This is a genomic window from Exiguobacterium sp. K1, assembly GCF_033721435.1.
GTDB lineage: Bacteria > Bacillota > Bacilli > Exiguobacteriales > Exiguobacteriaceae > Exiguobacterium_A > Exiguobacterium_A artemiae.
This window is the reverse complement of record NZ_JAOTIT010000008.1, coordinates 12,259-29,994: the sequence shown is the minus strand read 5'-3', so window position 1 is coordinate 29,994 and position 17,736 is coordinate 12,259. Positions and strand designations below refer to the sequence as shown.

General features: G+C 50.6%; 17 protein-coding genes and 2 riboswitches. Of the genes, 7 read left to right on the top strand and 10 right to left on the bottom strand.

Annotated features, from left to right (window positions below; translation table 11 throughout):
- Positions 1-17 precede the first annotated feature (17 nt).
- On the bottom strand, positions 18-854 hold the full coding sequence (locus tag N7U64_RS14150; RefSeq protein WP_214766232.1) for an undecaprenyl-diphosphate phosphatase: 837 nt from the start codon (positions 852-854) through the stop codon (positions 18-20).
- 171 nt (positions 855-1,025) lie between these two features.
- Here N7U64_RS14150 and N7U64_RS14145 point away from each other — a divergent pair, with 171 nt between their 5' ends.
- Complete coding sequence (locus tag N7U64_RS14145) at positions 1,026-3,149, top strand: heavy metal translocating P-type ATPase (protein ID WP_318930306.1); 2,124 nt, start codon at positions 1,026-1,028, stop codon at positions 3,147-3,149.
- A 62-nt stretch (positions 3,150-3,211) separates the two neighbouring features.
- On the opposite strand, the gene N7U64_RS14140 is transcribed toward N7U64_RS14145, so the two are convergent.
- The 3 genes from N7U64_RS14140 to N7U64_RS14130 all read right to left on the bottom strand — a co-directional run bounded on the left by N7U64_RS14140 (position 3,212) and on the right by N7U64_RS14130 (position 5,732).
- Positions 3,212-4,024, bottom strand: coding sequence for a ZIP family metal transporter (locus tag N7U64_RS14140; protein ID WP_034770070.1), 813 nt, complete (start codon positions 4,022-4,024; stop codon positions 3,212-3,214).
- Between the two features lie 69 nt (positions 4,025-4,093).
- Positions 4,094-4,423: a YolD-like family protein gene (locus N7U64_RS14135; protein WP_290829486.1), complete on the bottom strand. Its 330-nt coding sequence runs from the start codon at positions 4,421-4,423 to the stop codon at positions 4,094-4,096.
- Complete coding sequence (locus N7U64_RS14130; protein WP_012369329.1) at positions 4,407-5,732, bottom strand: DNA polymerase thumb domain-containing protein; 1,326 nt, start codon at positions 5,730-5,732, stop codon at positions 4,407-4,409. Before N7U64_RS14130 ends, N7U64_RS14135 begins: the two co-directional genes overlap by 17 nt.
- Before the next feature lie 158 nt (positions 5,733-5,890).
- Here N7U64_RS14130 and N7U64_RS14125 point away from each other — a divergent pair, with 158 nt between their 5' ends.
- A complete protein-coding gene (locus N7U64_RS14125) occupies positions 5,891-6,538 on the top strand; it encodes a pentapeptide repeat-containing protein (protein WP_012369330.1) in 648 nt (215 codons plus the stop codon).
- A gap of 63 nt (positions 6,539-6,601) precedes the next feature.
- Here N7U64_RS14125 and N7U64_RS14120 read toward each other — a convergent pair whose 3' ends face one another.
- From N7U64_RS14120 to N7U64_RS14095, 6 genes are all read right to left on the bottom strand, one after another.
- On the bottom strand, positions 6,602-7,357 hold the full coding sequence (locus tag N7U64_RS14120; protein ID WP_318930303.1) for an MBL fold metallo-hydrolase: 756 nt from the start codon (positions 7,355-7,357) through the stop codon (positions 6,602-6,604).
- 68 nt (positions 7,358-7,425) lie between these two features.
- Positions 7,426-7,935: an arsinothricin resistance N-acetyltransferase ArsN1 family A gene (locus N7U64_RS14115; RefSeq protein ID WP_012369332.1), complete on the bottom strand. Its 510-nt coding sequence runs from the start codon at positions 7,933-7,935 to the stop codon at positions 7,426-7,428.
- A gap of 141 nt (positions 7,936-8,076) precedes the next feature.
- Complete coding sequence (locus N7U64_RS14110) at positions 8,077-8,616, bottom strand: 1,2-dihydroxy-3-keto-5-methylthiopentene dioxygenase (protein WP_318930301.1); 540 nt, start codon at positions 8,614-8,616, stop codon at positions 8,077-8,079.
- Positions 8,617-8,631: 15 nt separating this feature from the next.
- Complete coding sequence (locus N7U64_RS14105) at positions 8,632-9,255, bottom strand: methylthioribulose 1-phosphate dehydratase (RefSeq protein ID WP_318930300.1); 624 nt, start codon at positions 9,253-9,255, stop codon at positions 8,632-8,634.
- The gene (locus N7U64_RS14100) at positions 9,252-9,911 is read right to left on the bottom strand and encodes a 2-hydroxy-3-keto-5-methylthiopentenyl-1-phosphate phosphatase (protein ID WP_318930298.1); all 660 of its coding nucleotides are present in this window, start codon (positions 9,909-9,911) and stop codon (positions 9,252-9,254) included. The genes N7U64_RS14105 and N7U64_RS14100 overlap by 4 nt, the downstream gene beginning before the upstream one ends.
- Positions 9,908-11,098 (bottom strand): 2,3-diketo-5-methylthiopentyl-1-phosphate enolase, encoded by a 1,191-nt coding sequence (locus N7U64_RS14095; protein WP_318930296.1) that lies wholly within the window; start codon positions 11,096-11,098, stop codon positions 9,908-9,910. Before N7U64_RS14095 ends, N7U64_RS14100 begins: the two co-directional genes overlap by 4 nt.
- Positions 11,099-11,178: 80 nt before the next feature.
- Positions 11,179-11,280, bottom strand: a riboswitch (SAM riboswitch).
- Between the two features lie 207 nt (positions 11,281-11,487).
- Positions 11,488-11,590, top strand: a riboswitch (SAM riboswitch).
- 78 nt (positions 11,591-11,668) lie between these two features.
- On the opposite strand from N7U64_RS14095, the gene mtnK reads away from it, so the two are divergent.
- The 5 genes from mtnK to N7U64_RS14070 are packed head-to-tail and all read left to right on the top strand — an operon-like array spanning position 11,669 to position 17,515.
- A complete protein-coding gene (mtnK, locus tag N7U64_RS14090; protein ID WP_290829500.1) occupies positions 11,669-12,838 on the top strand; it encodes an S-methyl-5-thioribose kinase in 1,170 nt (389 codons plus the stop codon).
- Entirely contained in the window at positions 12,835-13,881 is a 1,047-nt protein-coding gene (mtnA, locus tag N7U64_RS14085; RefSeq protein ID WP_318930295.1) for an S-methyl-5-thioribose-1-phosphate isomerase, read from the top strand. Before mtnK ends, mtnA begins: the two co-directional genes overlap by 4 nt.
- Positions 13,882-13,900: 19 nt before the next feature.
- Positions 13,901-14,983: a sugar ABC transporter substrate-binding protein gene (locus N7U64_RS14080; protein WP_318930294.1), complete on the top strand. Its 1,083-nt coding sequence runs from the start codon at positions 13,901-13,903 to the stop codon at positions 14,981-14,983.
- A complete protein-coding gene (locus N7U64_RS14075; protein WP_318930292.1) occupies positions 14,980-16,503 on the top strand; it encodes a sugar ABC transporter ATP-binding protein in 1,524 nt (507 codons plus the stop codon). Before N7U64_RS14080 ends, N7U64_RS14075 begins: the two co-directional genes overlap by 4 nt.
- Positions 16,496-17,515: an ABC transporter permease gene (locus N7U64_RS14070; RefSeq protein ID WP_214767827.1), complete on the top strand. Its 1,020-nt coding sequence runs from the start codon at positions 16,496-16,498 to the stop codon at positions 17,513-17,515. Before N7U64_RS14075 ends, N7U64_RS14070 begins: the two co-directional genes overlap by 8 nt.
- Positions 17,516-17,736 lie beyond the last annotated feature (221 nt).

Genomic DNA, 17,736 nt, shown 5'->3' with positions numbered 1-17,736 from the left:
GCTGATGATTTTTGGGATTACATATAGACGATAACGGCAAGAACCGCTGCCAGGACAAGACGGTAAATCGCAAACGGAACGAGTTTGATTTTATTGATCAGTTTCAGGAAGAAGCGGATCGACAATAACGCAAAGCCGAACGAAGCGATGAAACCGACTACATAAAATCCAAGATCTCCGACATTGATATATTCCCAGTTCTTGACGAGTGACAAGGCACTTGCCCCGAACATGATCGGAACCGCCATGATGAACGTAAAGTCGGCTGCTGTCCGGTGATTCATTCCGAGGAAAACACCACCGGAAATCGTTGAGCCGGACCGTGAGAATCCCGGCCAAAGCGAGATACATTGGAACAGACCGACGAGTGCTGCCTGACGATACGAAATTTGATCAAGCGACGTTGTCTTCGGTTCTTTTGGTCCGAGTTTATCGGCGGCAATCATCAGGATCGCACCGGCGGCAAGACCGATGATAACCGTATCGATCGAGAAAAGATTTTCGTCGATGAAGTCTTCAAACAACAGACCGAGAACGGCTGCTGGGAGTAAACCAATCAGGACGTGGCGTAATTTTAATTTATGCGTACCCGATGCATCGTGTTCACCTTCGATTTTATAAAGACCGATTAAACTGAACAGCCGTTTCCAAAAGACGACGATGACGGCTAAAATCGAACCGAGTTGGATGACGATTTTAAAGGTGTTCGCCGAGTACTTCCCTAAGAAGTCCGTTGTTTGAAGCCACATGTCATCAACGATGATCATATGTCCGGTCGAGGAGACAGGGGCGAATTCCGTCATTCCTTCGACGAAACCGAGTAAAAGTGCTTTAAGTAATTCAATGATAGTCATGTTATTCTCCTTCTATATTATTCTAAATAAAAACATATCATGTTTTATTCTTCTGAGATAGAACGAATCGAAATATCGGGCGGAGGACTGAGAGAAATCCGGCTTGTTGCAAGCATCAAAAAAGAGTACACTGAACTTATAATCAAACAAATGTTTGAATGAGGTGAGGGAATGGAAGCGAAAACAGAACGTCTGAAAATTACAGGAATTGATTGTGCCAACTGTGCGGCGAAGGTGGAACGGGGTGTCGCGAGCGTGGCAGGCATCGAGCAAGCTGATTTGGATTTTGCCGGTCAGAAACTCTATCTGACATATGAAAAGGGCGCTGCAAGCGACGATACGTATCAGGCAGTCGTCGAACGGATTCAGCAACTTGAACCGGATGTCCACCTCGTCCGGACGGCGTCCACAGAAGCCGTCGATCCGCATGAGCACGCGGGACATGACCACAGCCATCCGCACGATCATGGTCCATTTTTGAACCGTACGAAAAAAATACAATACAGTGTCGGCATGATCTCGTTCATCAGTGCTTTTTTTGTTCCGGGATCAATTGACCTTCTATTTTTTGCGGTTGCCTATTTTTTAATCGGTTGGGATGTCCTTCGAACCGCTGTCAGAAATATCCGGCACGGTCAGGTGTTTGACGAGAACTTCTTGATGGTCATTGCGACGGTCGGTGCTTTTTTAATCGGAGAGTATCCGGAAGCCGTCGCGGTCATGTTGTTTTATCAAGTCGGGGAGTTTTTCCAACACCGTGCTGTCGATCAGTCGCGGAAATCGATTGCTGCGCTGATGGATATCCGGCCGGATATTGCGACGCTTGAGGATGGACGACGTGTGAGTCCGGAACAGGTCAATATCGGTCAACGGATCGTTGTCCGGGCAGGGGAGAAGATTCCACTCGATGGAACGGTTCTGACAGGAGAAGCGTTCATTGATACGACCGCGTTGACGGGGGAATCCGTCCCGCGGCGTGTCCGTCCGACCGAGCCGGTTTTAGCCGGAACAATCAACACTGACGGTCATCTGTTGATTCAAGTCGACCGGCCGTACAATGAGTCGACCGTCGCTAAAATTCTCGATTTAGTGGAAAATGCGTCACGCCATAAGGCACCGACGGAAAAATTCATCACACGATTTGCACGGGTTTACACACCGATTGTCGTTCTGGTGGCAACACTGCTTGCCGTCGTGCCGCCGCTTTTCGTGACGGGAGCGACGTGGAGTGACTGGATTTACCGGGCGCTGGTGTTCCTTGTCATCAGTTGTCCGTGTGCGCTCGTCATTTCAATTCCGCTCGGCTTCTTTAGTGGAATTGGTGCTGCTTCGAAACGCGGTATTCTCGTCAAAGGCGGAAATCATCTCGAAGCGTTACAACAACTCGATACCGTCGTATTTGATAAAACGGGAACGTTGACGGAAGGGGTTTTTGAAGTCGTTGAGTTGCAGGCAGTTCATGGATCAGAAGATGAATTATTGCGTGCCGCGGCAACCGTCGAGCAACATTCCAACCATCCGATTGCTAAATCCATTCAGCGAATGTATGCATCACACGGTTCTGTTTCGACCGCTGTTCAAGACTATCAGGAAGTGGCCGGTTCCGGTGTCACCGGACGGTTCGGGACAGATCAAATTCAGGCCGGAAATGCCCGGTGGTTCAAAGAGCTCGGCTTGACGCCGCTCGCTCAGACCGAGGACGGGACCTACGTACATGTGGCCCAAAATGACAGCTACCTTGGGTTTATCCGGATTGCCGACCGTATTAAAGACACGACGGTAGAAGCGTTGGACGGGCTGAAAGCACTCGGAATTCGTCAGACAATCATGTTGACCGGCGACCGCCGGGAAACGGCGGAGCGGATCGGGCGACAAATCGGGATAACGCAAGTGAAGGCGGAACTGTTACCGGATCAAAAAGTGGAACAATTAGAAGCTATCTTGTATCAAGCGAACGGCCGGGTCGCGTTTGTCGGCGACGGAATCAACGATGCTCCCGTGTTGACGCGGGCGGATGTCGGGATTGCGATGGGTGGACTCGGAAGTGATGTCGCAATTGAAGCGGCAGACGTCGTCCTGATGACGGATGAACCGAAACAGCTCGTTGAAGCGATTCGGGTTGCCCGGGCGACACGCCGGATCGTTTATCAGAACATTGCATTTGCGCTTGGTATCAAAGGCGTGTTCTTATTGCTTGGCGCCTTTGGTGTTGCGACGATGTGGGAAGCTGTTTTTGCCGATGTCGGTGTAACCGTGCTCGCGGTCTTAAACGCGATGCGGATTTTACGAAAATAAGAATGGATGCACAATAAAAACCTCTCCCGCGTAAAGATGGGAGAGGTTTTCTTCGTGTTACATCAACCGAGAGCGACATCGAGAATCATCATGACCGTGAAACCGACCATCAGACCAAGTGTGGCTAAGTCGGATCCGTTTTCAGCCTGTGATTCAGGAATCAATTCTTCGACGACGACGAAAATCATCGCGCCGGCGGCAAACGCCAAGGCATACGGCAAAAGCGGTTGAATAAAGAAGACGGCAGCAGCACCGACCATGGCAGCAATCGGTTCGACGATTGCCGACAATTGTCCGTAGTTAAAGGCCCGCCGGCGTGACATACCTTCTCCACGGAGCGGAATCGACAAGGCCGCCCCTTCCGGCATGTTTTGAATCCCGATTCCAAGCGCCAGTGTCAAGGCACCGGCAACGGTCGCGCCATCCATGTTCAAGGCGGCAGCACCGAAAGCGACCCCGATCGCGAGTCCTTCCGGGATATTGTGGAGCGTAATCGCGAGAAACAGCAACGTCGTCTTTTTCAGACCGGTCGAAGGACCTTCAGCGGTTTCGAGCGGGGCGGATAAGTGGAGGTGGGGAGTTACGAAGTCCAGCAAGCGGACAAAAAAACCACCTGCGAGGAAACCGATTGCAGCCGGCAACCAGGCAATCCCGCCGTCTTTTTCCGTAAATTCAATTGCCGGGGCAAGCAATGACCAAAACGAAGCCGCAATCATAACACCGGCTGCAAAGCCGAGCATCATATTCATGACCCGTTTTTCAATCGTCGTAAAGACGAAGACAAGTGCGGCCCCGAGTGCCGTTAATCCCCAGGTCATCATGCCGGCAAGCAAAGCTTGCACGACGACCGGAAGTCCGGTAAACCATTCCATCATATCAATCAATCCTTCTTTCAATGCCAATTCTTAAAATAAGTGCGTATCGTACAGCAGCTTCTGTCTCTTCTACCCGTTTTCAATCCGGATGATTCGTCCGAACGGAATTTCAATCCGTGAGGATCCGCGCAAAACAAGATACGCGCGTTCCCGATGCACCTGCTCGATGAAACCGGATGTCGTGACATAGCCCCTTTCACTATAGTACGTGATTTCGAGCTCGATTCCTTCTATTAATGCTTGTTCGAGTAAGAACTGCCAAGGATACTGCAATTGTTCATCGATGACAGGAAAATCGATTTGATGTGTTTCAAGATAGTAGGCTTTGAGGAGTTGAATGTGTTCCGGCATCAAAAAGGGAAGCCATTTGAGATTTCCGCGGTCACGATAACGTGTCATGTAAATCACCTCCCGGATGTCCGCCGACGAATCGGAGCCGGCGTTTCGCGACACTTGTATCGAGGAATGACACCGCCAAACGGATCGTTCCTTTACCGTAACGTAAATTGACGTGATCGATGGCTTTTAATAACCGTTTTCGGCGCCAGACCTTTGTATTGTCTTCAAACAAGGACAATTGAAGCGTTCCCTGATCCGGGGTGAGTTGTCCGAGGGCGACCGATAAAAAGCGGACCGGTTCACCATCGAGCCAATTCGGTTCGAACAATTGAAGAATATGACGTAATAACAGCCGTTCATCGGCGGTCGGATAAGGCAATCGGAGCTGTTTTGAAAAGCCGTCACGGGCGACATGTCGAGAGTAGCGGACGCCAAGATGGACCGTCCAACCGACCTGATTGGAAAAACGGACCCGTGCCGCAACATCACTTGCTAATTCGGCGAGAACTAAACGAATCTGTTCGTACTGGTAATAGTCACGCATCAGGGTCACCCCATGTCCGATCGTTCGTTTGGTATCCGGTGCAGTCCGGAACAAGGTCATCGGATCAATGATTGTCGGAGAACCGTCGATTCCCCAGGCATGGTGCCAAAGTTCTGCCCCGATTACGCCGAACCGTTCGTGCAGATCTTCGACCGGGGCTGCTGCCAGGTCCCCAATGGTGTGGATTCCCATTACCGACAAGTGTTGCTCCATCATCCGTCCGACGCCCCACATCTTGCGGACCGGAAAATCATGCAACAACCGAGAGACATCCGCATAACCGCATTGTGCGATACCTTCACGTTTTCCGCGTAAATCGAGGACCAGCTTTGCAATGACGTTGTTCGGACCGATTCCGATCCGGACCGGAATGCCGGTCTGTTGCCAGATTGCCGTCTGAATTTTCCAGGCTGTTTCCGTGTCTGATCCGAAAAGCCGTTCCGTTCCGCTCATGTCGACAAAGTTTTCATCAATTGAATAGATCCGGATTGCGTCGGGCGGCGCAAACTGATGCAAGACGTCCAGCACTTCGATCGATGTTTTCATGTATGCCAGCATCCGTGGTTCGACGAGCACAATCTGTTTCCGCTCACGATAAGGCAACTGCTCAATCTGATAAAGACGACTAGCTGTCTTGATTCCGAGTTGTTTTAAAGCGGGACTGGCCGCAAGGATAACCGATCCGGATCGGGTTAAGTCCGATACGACAGCAAGTTTCGTCGTTAAAGGAGGTAAATTTCGATAACGGCATTCACAACTGGCATAAAAAGAGACACTGTCGACACAAAAAATCCGTCGGTCCGGAAAAGGTAGGATCGGATTCATAGAAAACACTCCTTACTACATAAAAGAACGTTTGTTCTTATTTTTGATTTGACTATATCATGGTCTCAACCGGTCTCAAATCAAAAAAATAAAAAAAGAGTCAATCTTTGCTACACTGGAAAAGGTAAATGCGATGTAAAGGAAAGAAGGGGAAGTACATGAAAAAACAAATCATTCAATTACCCGAGTTACCGCAACAGTTGACATCGGAAACCTTTGCGGATGTTGAAATCGATGATCCGTATCTGTATCAAACGTTGTATGAGAAAGAGACGTTGCCGGTCGAACTGACGGAACGGCTCGACGTCAATCAAGTCTGTTTTCGGAATGTCTCGTTTGCAGGACTGGTCTTTGAGCGGGCTTCATTTGAAAATGTCCGTTTTGAACAATGTGACCTGACAGGCTGTCAGTTTCAGGACAGTCGTTTTCATCGGGTTGTTTTTGAGGATTGCCGCCTGACCGGAATTCATTTTGAGTCGAACACGATCGATCACGTAACAATCAAAGACTGTCAGGCCAATTACGCCCAAGTCATCCGGACGGCGTTGCGTCATGTCACACTGGAACAGACATCGATGCGGGAAAGTCATTTCTTTGAAATGAAGCCAATCGATTTCCGACTGCATGAAGTTGATTTGTCGGAAAGTCAATGGGTCGAGACGGCATTAAAAGGACTGGATTTGCGACAAGCCGACTTATCCGGCATCACGATTGATCCACGCTTTTTGCCGGGGGCCATCGTTACGGAAAGCCAGGCTATCACCTTTGCCCGGTTACTCGGACTCGTCATTCCAAGTCATGGTTAACCAGTAAAAAAAAAACGAAGTCCACTGTCCCCGTCATATTCGGGAGAGTGGACTTCGTTTCGTTTAAAAGGAAATGGTTTCACCGTCATCCGGGATGAGGAAATGAGCAGACAGATGGTGGGCGGCCAAAAAATCGGCAATCATATCGCGGCGCAACAGACAGTGGTTGACGGACTCGAGGTGAGAGACGATGATGGTCGCTTCAGCCGCCGCCTGATGAACAGCCAGCAAATCACGCTGGGACATCGTAATCGGTTCGCCGGTCAAAAATTGTGCCGCGCCGCTGTTGACGATGATGATGTCAGGCGCATGCTGCTCGATTGCCGTCTCAACTTCTTCACACCAAATCGTGTCACCGGCGATGTAAAGCGTCGGTTCGTCCGGGTGCGTCAAGACGAGACCGGAGACGGTGCCCATCCGTTGACCGATTTCCCCGACACCGTGCCGGCCTGACGTATGGTAAACGTGGATATCACCGAGCGCCAGTCCGTTTTCAAACGACGAGACGTTCGTGAATCCGGCTTCGCGGATTGTCGCCGCATCCGCCTGGTTTTGTGCATACAAGGGAATCTGTTTCGGAAGAATTTCTTTTGCTGTTTCATCAAAATGATCGGCATGGAGGTGGGTGACGAAAATCGCATCCGGATCAAGCAGTGTCGAGACATCAACGGGCAAGTCGACGAGCGGATTCGGAACGGCGTTCGGCGTCTCTCCGAACGGCGGAAGAGATCCTTTTTCACCGAGAAACGGATCGATCAAAAATACTTGATTGGCGTAGGTAACGACGAGTGTTGCATTACGAATCTGTTGAATATCCACGGGCAGTCTTCCTTTCGGATTGGGAATGTTTCACTGTTCGTTCATTTCCCATTCAGACGCCGTGTTAATCATATTTGATCGTCGATGGTTTTCGGGAGCAGTTTCTCCATCGCCAGGACGTCCACATAATATCCGTTGAGCATACCTTGTTCCTTAAACGTTCCGACAATCCGGAAGCCGGACCGGATGTACAGTTTTTGACCGATTTTGTTAAAGGGAAACGTAAACAGAATCAACTTATGGAAACCTTGTGTAATCGCGTGTTCTTCGATGACATGTAACAGCTGACGCCCGATACCCTGTCCGCGATGGGTCCGGGTGATGTAGACCGACAGTTCACCGACGGATTGATAGACGGGACGAGGGTTATAAGGGTCAAGTGAGATGAAGCCAAGAATCGTTGTTCCTTCATACGCCACAAAACCGGCATAACGGGGTGTCCGTTCCCGATACCAGTCTTCCATGAAAGACAATTCCTTCGTATCCGTTTCAAGCGTCGCGATCCGGTCTTCGATGCCTTCGTTATAGATGGCAAGGATGTCTTTTAAGTCGTCTTCCTTAACAGGGCGAATCATCATACACGTGACCTCCAGTTAAAATAAGTCTTTTCTTCATTATATAGGAGGAAGGGGAAACAAGCGGTATGTTTGTAGGATAGGAATGGGACCGAAAAAACAGACGGCCGGATGATCCGGACCGTCTGTCTTCAAAATGTTTTTTTAGTTTGCTGTTTCAATCGGATCCTTTTCGTAAATCGGAACCCAACCGTCCGTCGTCACAAAAATCCGGACCGCCACAACCTTTCGATCCTCTTGGAGCGTGAAGTAATGGCGTGTATTGACGGGAACGGAAATCAGGTCGCCGGGATTCAACTCAATGTTGTAATAGCCGACTTCATCATCCTGGATGGCAAAGATACCGTGCCCGCTGACGATAAACCGGACTTCGTCATCCGTGTGGTGATGCTCTTTTTGGAAGTTGACGAGCAACTCATCCAAGTTCGGTGTCGCGTCAGACAGGGAGATGATATCAGCCGTCTGGTAGCCGCGTCGTTCCGAAACATCGGTGATTTCCGGTTGAAATGTATCAAGAATCGTTTGTTTGTACGCATCCGTCAACGTATATGTGTCGACCAGTTCAGCCGGAAGCTTCGAGACATCCCATTGTTCATACAGGACACCACGTGAAGCGAGAAAAGCAGATACCTCGTTTTGATCCGTATACCGTTCGTTTGTTTTCTGGAAAAGTACTGTTGCCATTGTAAATTCCTCCTTTTAATAAATCGCCTGTCGGCACGCTTGCAGTTTTAAGGTGTAGCTGAACAAAAATTCAAAAGCTTCCAACTGTTTTTTGGCTTCAAAAGCAGTCGATGCCCAAACCGTGATGCCATGATTGCGAATCAAAACGGCGCCGCTTTCAGTCCGGATGTGTTTGGCAAAGTCGGCGGCAAGGGTCGGGATGTCGGCATGATTCGTGATGATCGGCACGATGACTTCCGCATCTTCTTCCCAGCGGCCGAGTGCTTTGATGATTTCCTGACCGCTGAATCGGATTTCCCCGCGGTCTCCGTACAGTTCCGAAATAACGTTGTTGTCGACGGTATGGACATGAAGCGAGCAGCCGGCTGTCGTCCGGTTAAACACTTCGACATGCAGCAACGTCTCGGCGGAAGGACGTCCGTTTTGCTCGTCGCCGATCAATTGACCGGTCGCGTCGACATGGACAAAATCGTCCGGCGTGTCCTGCCGTTTATCTTTCCCGCTTGCCGTCACAAGGAATTCCGTCGGACTGCTGTTTGTCCGAATAGCGAGGTTACCGCTTGTACCGGGAAACCAGTCCCGCGCTGCGAACTCCTGTTTGATGGCGCAGAGTTCTTCGTATCGTTTCAAAAAGGTCATGCGTACACCTCCGTTGTCTGCAGATGATCAACAATGTCGTAAAATGTTTCAAATGGTGTGTATGCAATCCCGTGCTGTTCGCACAGCGTAATCAGATAATCGCGGGCATAGACATGATCCGCTTGTTTCGCCAGTTCAAAATCCGTCACGGAGTCACCGATCGCGACGATAATATCGCCATCCTGCTTGAGCTTCCGGGCAATCGACGTTTTACAACACCCGCATTGATTGTTGCATGCTGCATCGCAAGTGTGCGGCCACTCAATACGAATCGTCTCCCCGCTGAAGTCACTGCCGTTGCAGTAAATCGCTTCATCTGTCAGTAACTCTTGAAGAATCGGTTGGACAAAAAAGTCGATTCCGCCGCTGACGATCGCAAAGTCAATCCCGTTTGATTTCGCAAAGGCGAGTAAGGTCTTAAAGCCGGGACGGATGACAGCCCGCTGTTCCAAAAAATCAATATAGTCCTGTTTGCGATCCGAGGGGAGCAACCGGAACATCTGTCCGACACCGGACTGGATGGACAATGATTGATCGAGGACACCTTTTTTCAACGGTTCAAACGCTGCCGGGGGAGCGAATTCTTTCATCAACGCAATGATGTTGTCGTGTTCGGTCACGGTCCCGTCAAAGTCACATAAAATCCGAATCGTCATTTCGTAATCCCCCAGGCGTCGAGTGCGACCCGAAGTTCTTCCTGCCGCGTTGCGGCACTCGTCAAAGATTCGCCGGCAAGTGCTGCGTCGAGGGCCTGGCGGAAAGCAAGCACACCGGCTGCCGCGCCCTGCGGATGACCGTGAACGCCGCCGCCGGCATTGATGACGGAATCGGTCCCGAAATCACGAACGAGCTGAGCGACGAGACCGGGATGAATGCCTGCCGAGGGAACCGGAAGAATCGTCTTTGTTTCTCCGATTCGCGTGGCTTCGACGGCAATTCCGCGCGCCAAGTCTTTGGCGAGGGCGACGTTCCCATAAGGCGACGGGAACAACGTCAAATCGGCACCGGCCAGCCGCGGTAACGTCCCCAGTAAAACAGGAGCTGCAATGCCGTATTCCGGGCTTGCGATTAAGGCTCCGCTTAAGGCCGGATGATTAAAGATTGGAACGGAAATGTCCGGATCAGCCGCTAATTCGCGCAGGACATCGAGTCCATATGTAAACGTATTGAGCAGGAAGGCAGTCGCACCGGCTTCAATCAAACGTTTCGCCTGATCCTTTAAGCCGAAGACGGGACCACTCAACGTAATCGCGTAAAGCGCCCGTTTGCCGGTTTTTTCATAATGGGCATTCAGGACTTCACGTCCGATCCGTGCCCGGTCGAGTGCCGGTGTTAACGGATTATCGTACAAGATTTCATCATCCTTGACGAGATCGATGCCGCCCGCAAGCTGCGCTTCGAGTTGTTCCCGTAAAAAGGTGAGGTCCCGGCCGATGACGCCCTTAAAAATGCTCATCAACAGAGGACGGTCGTGGACTTGAATCAACTGCCGGACGCCTTCGATGCCGAATTTGGCACCGGGGAAGTCAGTGGTGAATGAAGCCGGAAGCTGTAAATCCGTTAATTTGATTTGTCCGTCGAGCGACAGTTTGCCGAAGACGGTCGTTAAGATTGCTGCAAAGTCACGGGAGACGTTGTGTTCCGGATAACGGATTGTGATGTAGCCTTTCCCGTCGTGTTCTTCCGTATGGACGACTTGTCCTTTGAACGATTCAAGCTGCTGTTGCTCCAAATGATTTAAATCGGTCCACGAACCAACGGTCAAGCCGAGCGCGATTTGTTCTGCCCGTTTTGGTAACTGATCCGTCGTTCCGAGTTGGTATGTTGCGGTAATATACGTCATATCGACTGTCTCTCCCTTGTTGAAGAATACAAAAATGGTCCCTCGTCAATGACAAGAGACCATGAAAAATTGCGCGTGGACTCTTATCTGTCAGCGTAATAGCTGCAAGAATTAGCACCGTGCCAAGTGGTCGGTTGCTGCGACATCGTAGGGCTCGTCCCTCCGTCTGCTCTTGATAAGAATTGGATGAAATTGTGAAATCTAATTGCAATTTTTACATGAGATTCGTCACTTGTCAAACTATATTTTGAAAATTTATTTTTTTGAAAATACTTCTTCTATAGAGGGTTCCGTTTTTGAAGCTGTTTCACTAAAAAATGGAATTGACAGACCCCCAGGAACGCACGTAGTATTCAAATCAACATCAATCACACGACAACTACATATGACTCTTATCGTGAGTTGGCAGAGGGAATTGGCCCGAAGACGCCGCAGCAACCGACCATCCGGCACGGTGCTACATCCAACAGACATTCGTCTGAGAGATAAGAGGACGGAATATTCTACCGCGCCTCTTTTCTTTGACGAAAAGAGGCGTTTTTTCGTGTGATCACCAAGGAGGAAAACAGAATGGGATATCAAGCATTTACAGTACAGGACGCGATTGAACGGGTCCGGACACTCGGATTGATCGGCAATGAACCGGTGACGGCAGAGGAAATCGGAGATGGAAATTTAAATCTCGTTTTCCGGATTCAGGCAGGGGAAAAACGGCTGATTTTAAAGCAGGCGTTACCTTATGCAAAAGTCGTCGGGGAAAGCTGGCCGCTGTCGCTCGAACGGGCCTGGATTGAACAATCGGCCTTAAAAGAATTCGCGAAAGTCGCCGTTCCGTTTGTCCCGCATGTCTACCATGCGAGCAAAGAAGAAGCGTTCACGGTGATGGAAGACTTGTCACATCTGACAATCGTCCGGGGCGGACTGCTTGAAGGGGAAAAGTATCCGTTGCTCGCGGAACACATCGGTTCGTATTTGGCGCGGACACTGTTTTATACGTCGGATTTTGCCGTCGGACCGGTCGCGAAAAAACAGATTGCCCGTCAGTACTACAATCCGGATCTGTGCGATATCACGGAAAAACTAATCTTCACGGATCCGTTTTATGATGCAGAAACGAATGCGATTGAAGCAGGTCTCGAAGCGGAAGTTGACCGGATTTGGAACGACGCGGAACTGAAACGGGAAGTCGCGAAGCTTGAAGCCTTGTTCATCACGAAGGGCGACGCATTGTTGCACGGCGACTTACATACAGGCAGTATTTTTGCCTCGGCGGAAGAAACGAAAGTCATCGATCCCGAATTTGCGTTTTATGGACCGTTCGGATTTGATGTCGGTCAATTTATCGCACATCTGTTTTTTGCCGCGTATCCGGACTATGACCGGTTGCGGGATGAGCGGATCAAGGATATCGATACATTCTGGCTGACGTTTGCTTCGACGTTCAAAGCGTTATGGGAACGGGAAGCGGTCGAGCCGTTCCGGACGGCAGACGGACTGGTCGATGATGTTCTTAGCACGATTTTACAGGACGCACTCGGATTTGCCGGTTGTGAACTGATTCGCCGGACGATTGGATTGGCATTAGTTGCAGACTTGGAGCAAATTTCGGATTCGACCGTTCGCCTTGAACGAAAACGCCATGCATTGCGGCTTGGTGCTGCTTTGATTAAACGCCGGACGGAATGCAAGACGTTTACCGATCTGCGGAATTTTGACGTGACGGAGGAACTCAGCCGATGAGCCAATTCGTTCAGAGCATCATCTATGAAAACCGGACGGTGACAATTTTGGATCAGACCCGTCTTCCGGAAGAAGAACATTATGAAATCATCCATGACTTGGCGCAGGCGATTGACGCCATCAAACAATTGCGAGTTCGTGGTGCACCGGCCATCAGTCTGTTCGGCGGATTCGTCCTAGTTCAGGAAGCGTTTCGGACGACAGGGACGCTGGCTGAAGCAAAACAGGAGTTGTTGGAGGTGTCGGCACAATTACTCGCGACCCGTCCGACGGCCGTCAATCTGCGAAATGTCCTCGATGAGCTGAATCAGCTGATTGTTTCCGCTACGACGCTGAAAGAACTGCCGGTACGTCTCGAACAAAAGGCACTGGAACTTTATCAGACGGATGCCAAAACATCCCGTCAAATCGGGGTTCATGCACTGGAATTGTTCGAGTCCGGTGACCGGGTACTAACGATTTGTAATGCCGGATCAATTGCGACGGCAGCTTACGGAACGGCGCTCGCTCCGTTTTATCTTGCCAAGGAGCAAGGCATCCCGTTATCCGTCTATGCGTCGGAAACACGGCCTTTGTTGCAGGGTGCACGTTTGACGACATGGGAGTTGCAACGGGCAGGGATTGACGTCACCTTGATCACGGACAATATGGTCGCGCATACGATCAAGGAAAAGCAGATCACCGCCATCATCGTCGGAGCAGACCGGATTACCCGGAACGGGGATACGGCCAATAAAATCGGGACGTTTCAGCTGGCATTACTCGCACGTGCCTTCGGAATTCCGTTTTACGTCGCCGCACCGCTGTCGACGTTTGACTTTACAAGTCTGTCAGGAGATGAGATCGAGATTGAAGAACGCGACGCCCGTGAAGTGACACAGCTTGCCGGAAAAGCGACGGCACCGGAAGACGTATCGGTCTTTAATCCGGCGTTTGACGTGACGCCGCATGACCTTATCACCGCCATCATTACGGAGCTCGGAGTCATTGAACACCCGGATGTGGAGACAATCAAACAGACAATCGGACAACATACACACTAAACAGACAGGAGAGATCGAGATGAAGAAATTAGCATTGGCTGTACTGGCACCAGCGGTCTTACTGGCTGCTTGCGCGAACAGTGAAGCAACACCGGTGAAAAAAATCAGCGGTGTACCGGAAGGGGTTCAGGGTGATGTCAAGATTGCCGTTATCCGTAACCTTGCTTCCGACGACCATACAAAACAGTTTTTGGACGGCGCCCGCTCGGAAGGGGAAGCACTTGGTTTTCAAGTCAACACGTTCATCTCGGAAGGGAATGACGTCAAGTTCAAGGAGTTGGTCGCCCAAGCCGTTCAGCAGGATTATGACGGATTGATCATCTCGCACGGCAAAGAGGATTATGCCTATGACATGATCAAACCGGCCATCGACAAAGGCATCAAAGTCGTGACATTTGATACGGTGACGAAGAAAAAAGATCAGACATTAAAAGGTATCACAGAGACATTCCAGGATGACCATAAACTGGCCCAGCTGTCGCTCGATGAAGTGACGAAATTGAAGGACGACAAGCCGGTCCGTGTCATCAAACTATGGTTTGGTCCGGGATTTGCCCCGCTTGACCGCCGGCAGGAAATCTACAAAACGTATGAAGCGGACGGCAAAATCAAGACGCTTGAAACCGTCGGACCCACGAACTTCCAGGATGTCCAAGGGGATATTGCGACGAAGATGAACGCGATTCTCGCCAAGTACCCGAAGGGCAGCATCGATGCCGTCTGGGGCGCCTGGGATGAAGTCGCCAAAGGAGCTTATAAGTCTTTAAAAGACAACAAGCGTCAGGAAATTCCGCTGATTTCGATCGATGTCTCGAATCAGGACATCAATCTGATGCGTGAAAAGGGCAGTAACTGGGTCTCAACGAGTGCCGTTGATCCGCATTTGATCGGGCAGACGGATATGCGCCTGCTTGCGAAAAAGCTGGCCGGCGAAAAAACACCGGATAGTTTTGATCTCGATGCCAAACTGGTCGAACAAAAAGCACTCAAGGCGGATACGACGATGTACAATCTCGATACCATCATCAAAGGCTGGAGTACATCCGAAAAATTCAATGAGCCGTGGATGGATCAGTTGCGGAAAGCGAATGACGGGAAATGACGCCTCCGGTGAACGAACAACGACTGGAAATGCGGGGGATTTCAATGGAATTCCCCGGTGTCAAGGCGCTGGATGACGTTCACTTTTCCGTGAAACGCGGGGAAATCCACGCGCTTGTCGGAGCGAACGGAGCCGGTAAATCAACGCTGATGAAAGTCTTGGCCGGCGCCTATGCGTCATACGAAGGAACGATTTTGTTCGACGGTGTACCGCTTGCGATTGATTCACCAAATGCCGCGAAACGGGCCGGGATTGAAATCGTCTATCAGGAAGTCGATACGGCACTGGTCGATTATTTGACCGTCGCCGAAAACATCTGTCTCGATATGCTGGCGAGCGGACAGTTGAAAGGAGTCATCCGACGCCGGCGGTATGAAGAAATCGCCGAGCGTGCTTTACAAAAATTGAAAGCATCGATTGATGTCCGCCAACGGGTCAGTGAGTTACGGTTGGCCGAGAAACAACTCGTCCTGATTGCCCGTGCCCTCGTGCAGGAAAGCCGGTTTTTGATTTTGGATGAACCAACCGCTCCACTCAGCGGCCGGGAAACGGAACAACTGTTTCGGATCATTCGCGAGTTGGCGGAGAAGGAACATCTGGGTGTCATCTTCATTTCTCACCGTCTGCAGGAGTTGTTTGAGATTTGTGGATCGATTTCCGTCATGCGCGACGGCAAGCTGGTATCGCGGCAACTTCTTGCCGGACAAACGAAAGAAACGGTCGTCGAACAGATGCTGGGCCGGCGTTTGCAAAAAAGCAGCCGCGAGGCGCGTCCGGCTGGTGCCCCCTCACTTGAGCTTGACCGTATCACGGTCGCGGGACAACTGGACGAGATCTCGTTAACGGTCCGTGCCGGAGAAGTAATCGGGATTGCCGGATTGGTCGGTGCCGGAAAAACAGAACTGTGTAAAACGATTTTCGGATCGATTCCGGTCACTTCGGGATTGATGCGTCTTGCGGGAGAAACACGGCGTATCCGTTCGGCGTATGATGCGGTTCGGCTGGGCATCGGACTCGTGCCGGAAGAACGACGGAAAGAAGGGATTTTGGTCGCGGATCCAATTGAACAAAATATGACGGCGGCCAGCCTCAAACAATTCGTCAACCGATTCGGGTTTGTAGAGAAGAAAAAAGAACGGGCAGCGGCAAACCGGATCGTACAGCAACTGTCGATTAAAGTCAGTGATACCCGACAACGTGCCGCTGAGTTGTCCGGTGGTAACCAGCAAAAAGTTGCCATCGGGAAATGGTTGCTGGCCGACGCTTCCATCCTCGTATTGGATGAACCGACAAAAGGGGTCGATGTCGGGGCGAAAGCGGAAATTTTCCAAGTGATTGATCAACTGGCAGCAGAACGGAAAGCCGTCATCTATGCCTCGAGTGAACTGGATGAACTGCTGGCAGTGACCGACCGGATTTATGTCATGTATGATGGACAGATCGTATTCGAGGCGACCACTTCGGAAACAACCGAAGAACAATTATTGTGGTATGCAACAGGAGGACAACAACATGAATGATGTATTGCACGAACCGGCTGCACAGCCGGAAGCGCCGCGAACAGCAGCGGGAAAACCGGTGCTGCGTTTCTTGAATGACTGGGGCATCGTCCTCGCGATTCTTGCACTGATCCTGTTTTTTTCCATGACGGCACCGAACTTTTTACAGGGGACGAATCTAGTCAATATTTTACGAAGCATTTCAATTGTGACGATCATCGCCATCGGCTTGACGGTTTCGTTGACAGTCAACGGGTTTGACTTATCCGTCGGTTCGACCGCGACGTTTGCCAGTTCACTAGTCGTCTCGTTTTTTGTCTGGTACAGTCTGCCGCTCGGCGTATCGATTGGTCTGGCTCTCGTGATTGCCTTGGCGGTCGCACTCGTCAACATTCTGTTAATCGTGAAGTTCAAGATTCCGGATTTGTTCGCAACGCTTGCGACGATGTTCATTTTTGAAGGTGTCGCGATGACGTATACCGGCGGCGGCTCGATCAGTGCCGGGATGCCACGTCTTGACGGGACACCAACGGTCGGACTGATCCCGGAATCGTTCTTAAAAATCAGTCAGGCGCCTTGGATCATCCTCATAATGCTTGTCGTCGTAGCGGTGACACATGTCTTTTTGAACCACACACGGCACGGACGTTTTTTGTATATCATCGGTGGAAATCCGGAAGCAGCGCATCTGACGGGAATCCGGGTGAACCGGTATCGCGCAGTCGCGTATCTGATTGCCGGATTACTGGCGGCCGTCGGCGGTATTTTACTGGCGTCACAAGTCGGTTCTTCCCAAATTAACGCCGGATCGGGTTATTTGATGCCGGCTGTCGCAGCAGCCTTCATCGGTTCCTCATTTGCCGGCCAAGGGAAACCGAATGCGCTCGGCACACTCGTCGGTGCCTGTCTCGTCGGAATTCTCGAGAATGGACTCGTCATGTTATCGGTCCCGTATTATTCCTTGAACATTATCAAAGGCGCCGTCCTGGCGATTGCTTTGGCGTCGACCTATTACCGTTTCAAAAAAAATTAAAAAAAGTGGTTTAAGTTCTAATAGAATAGGTAATATTCAGTATATGAAAGGATGGTGATGCACATGAATGATTATCAATGTATAGGGAACGATCGCATGTCGCTTCGAGAAGAAGAGGATCACCGGACTTGACGGACGCAACATGACAATAGACACGAAGTGATTCGTGTTTTACGTGCAGATTGCACGGCTCAAGAACGGTTTACGATATGTGATCGTTC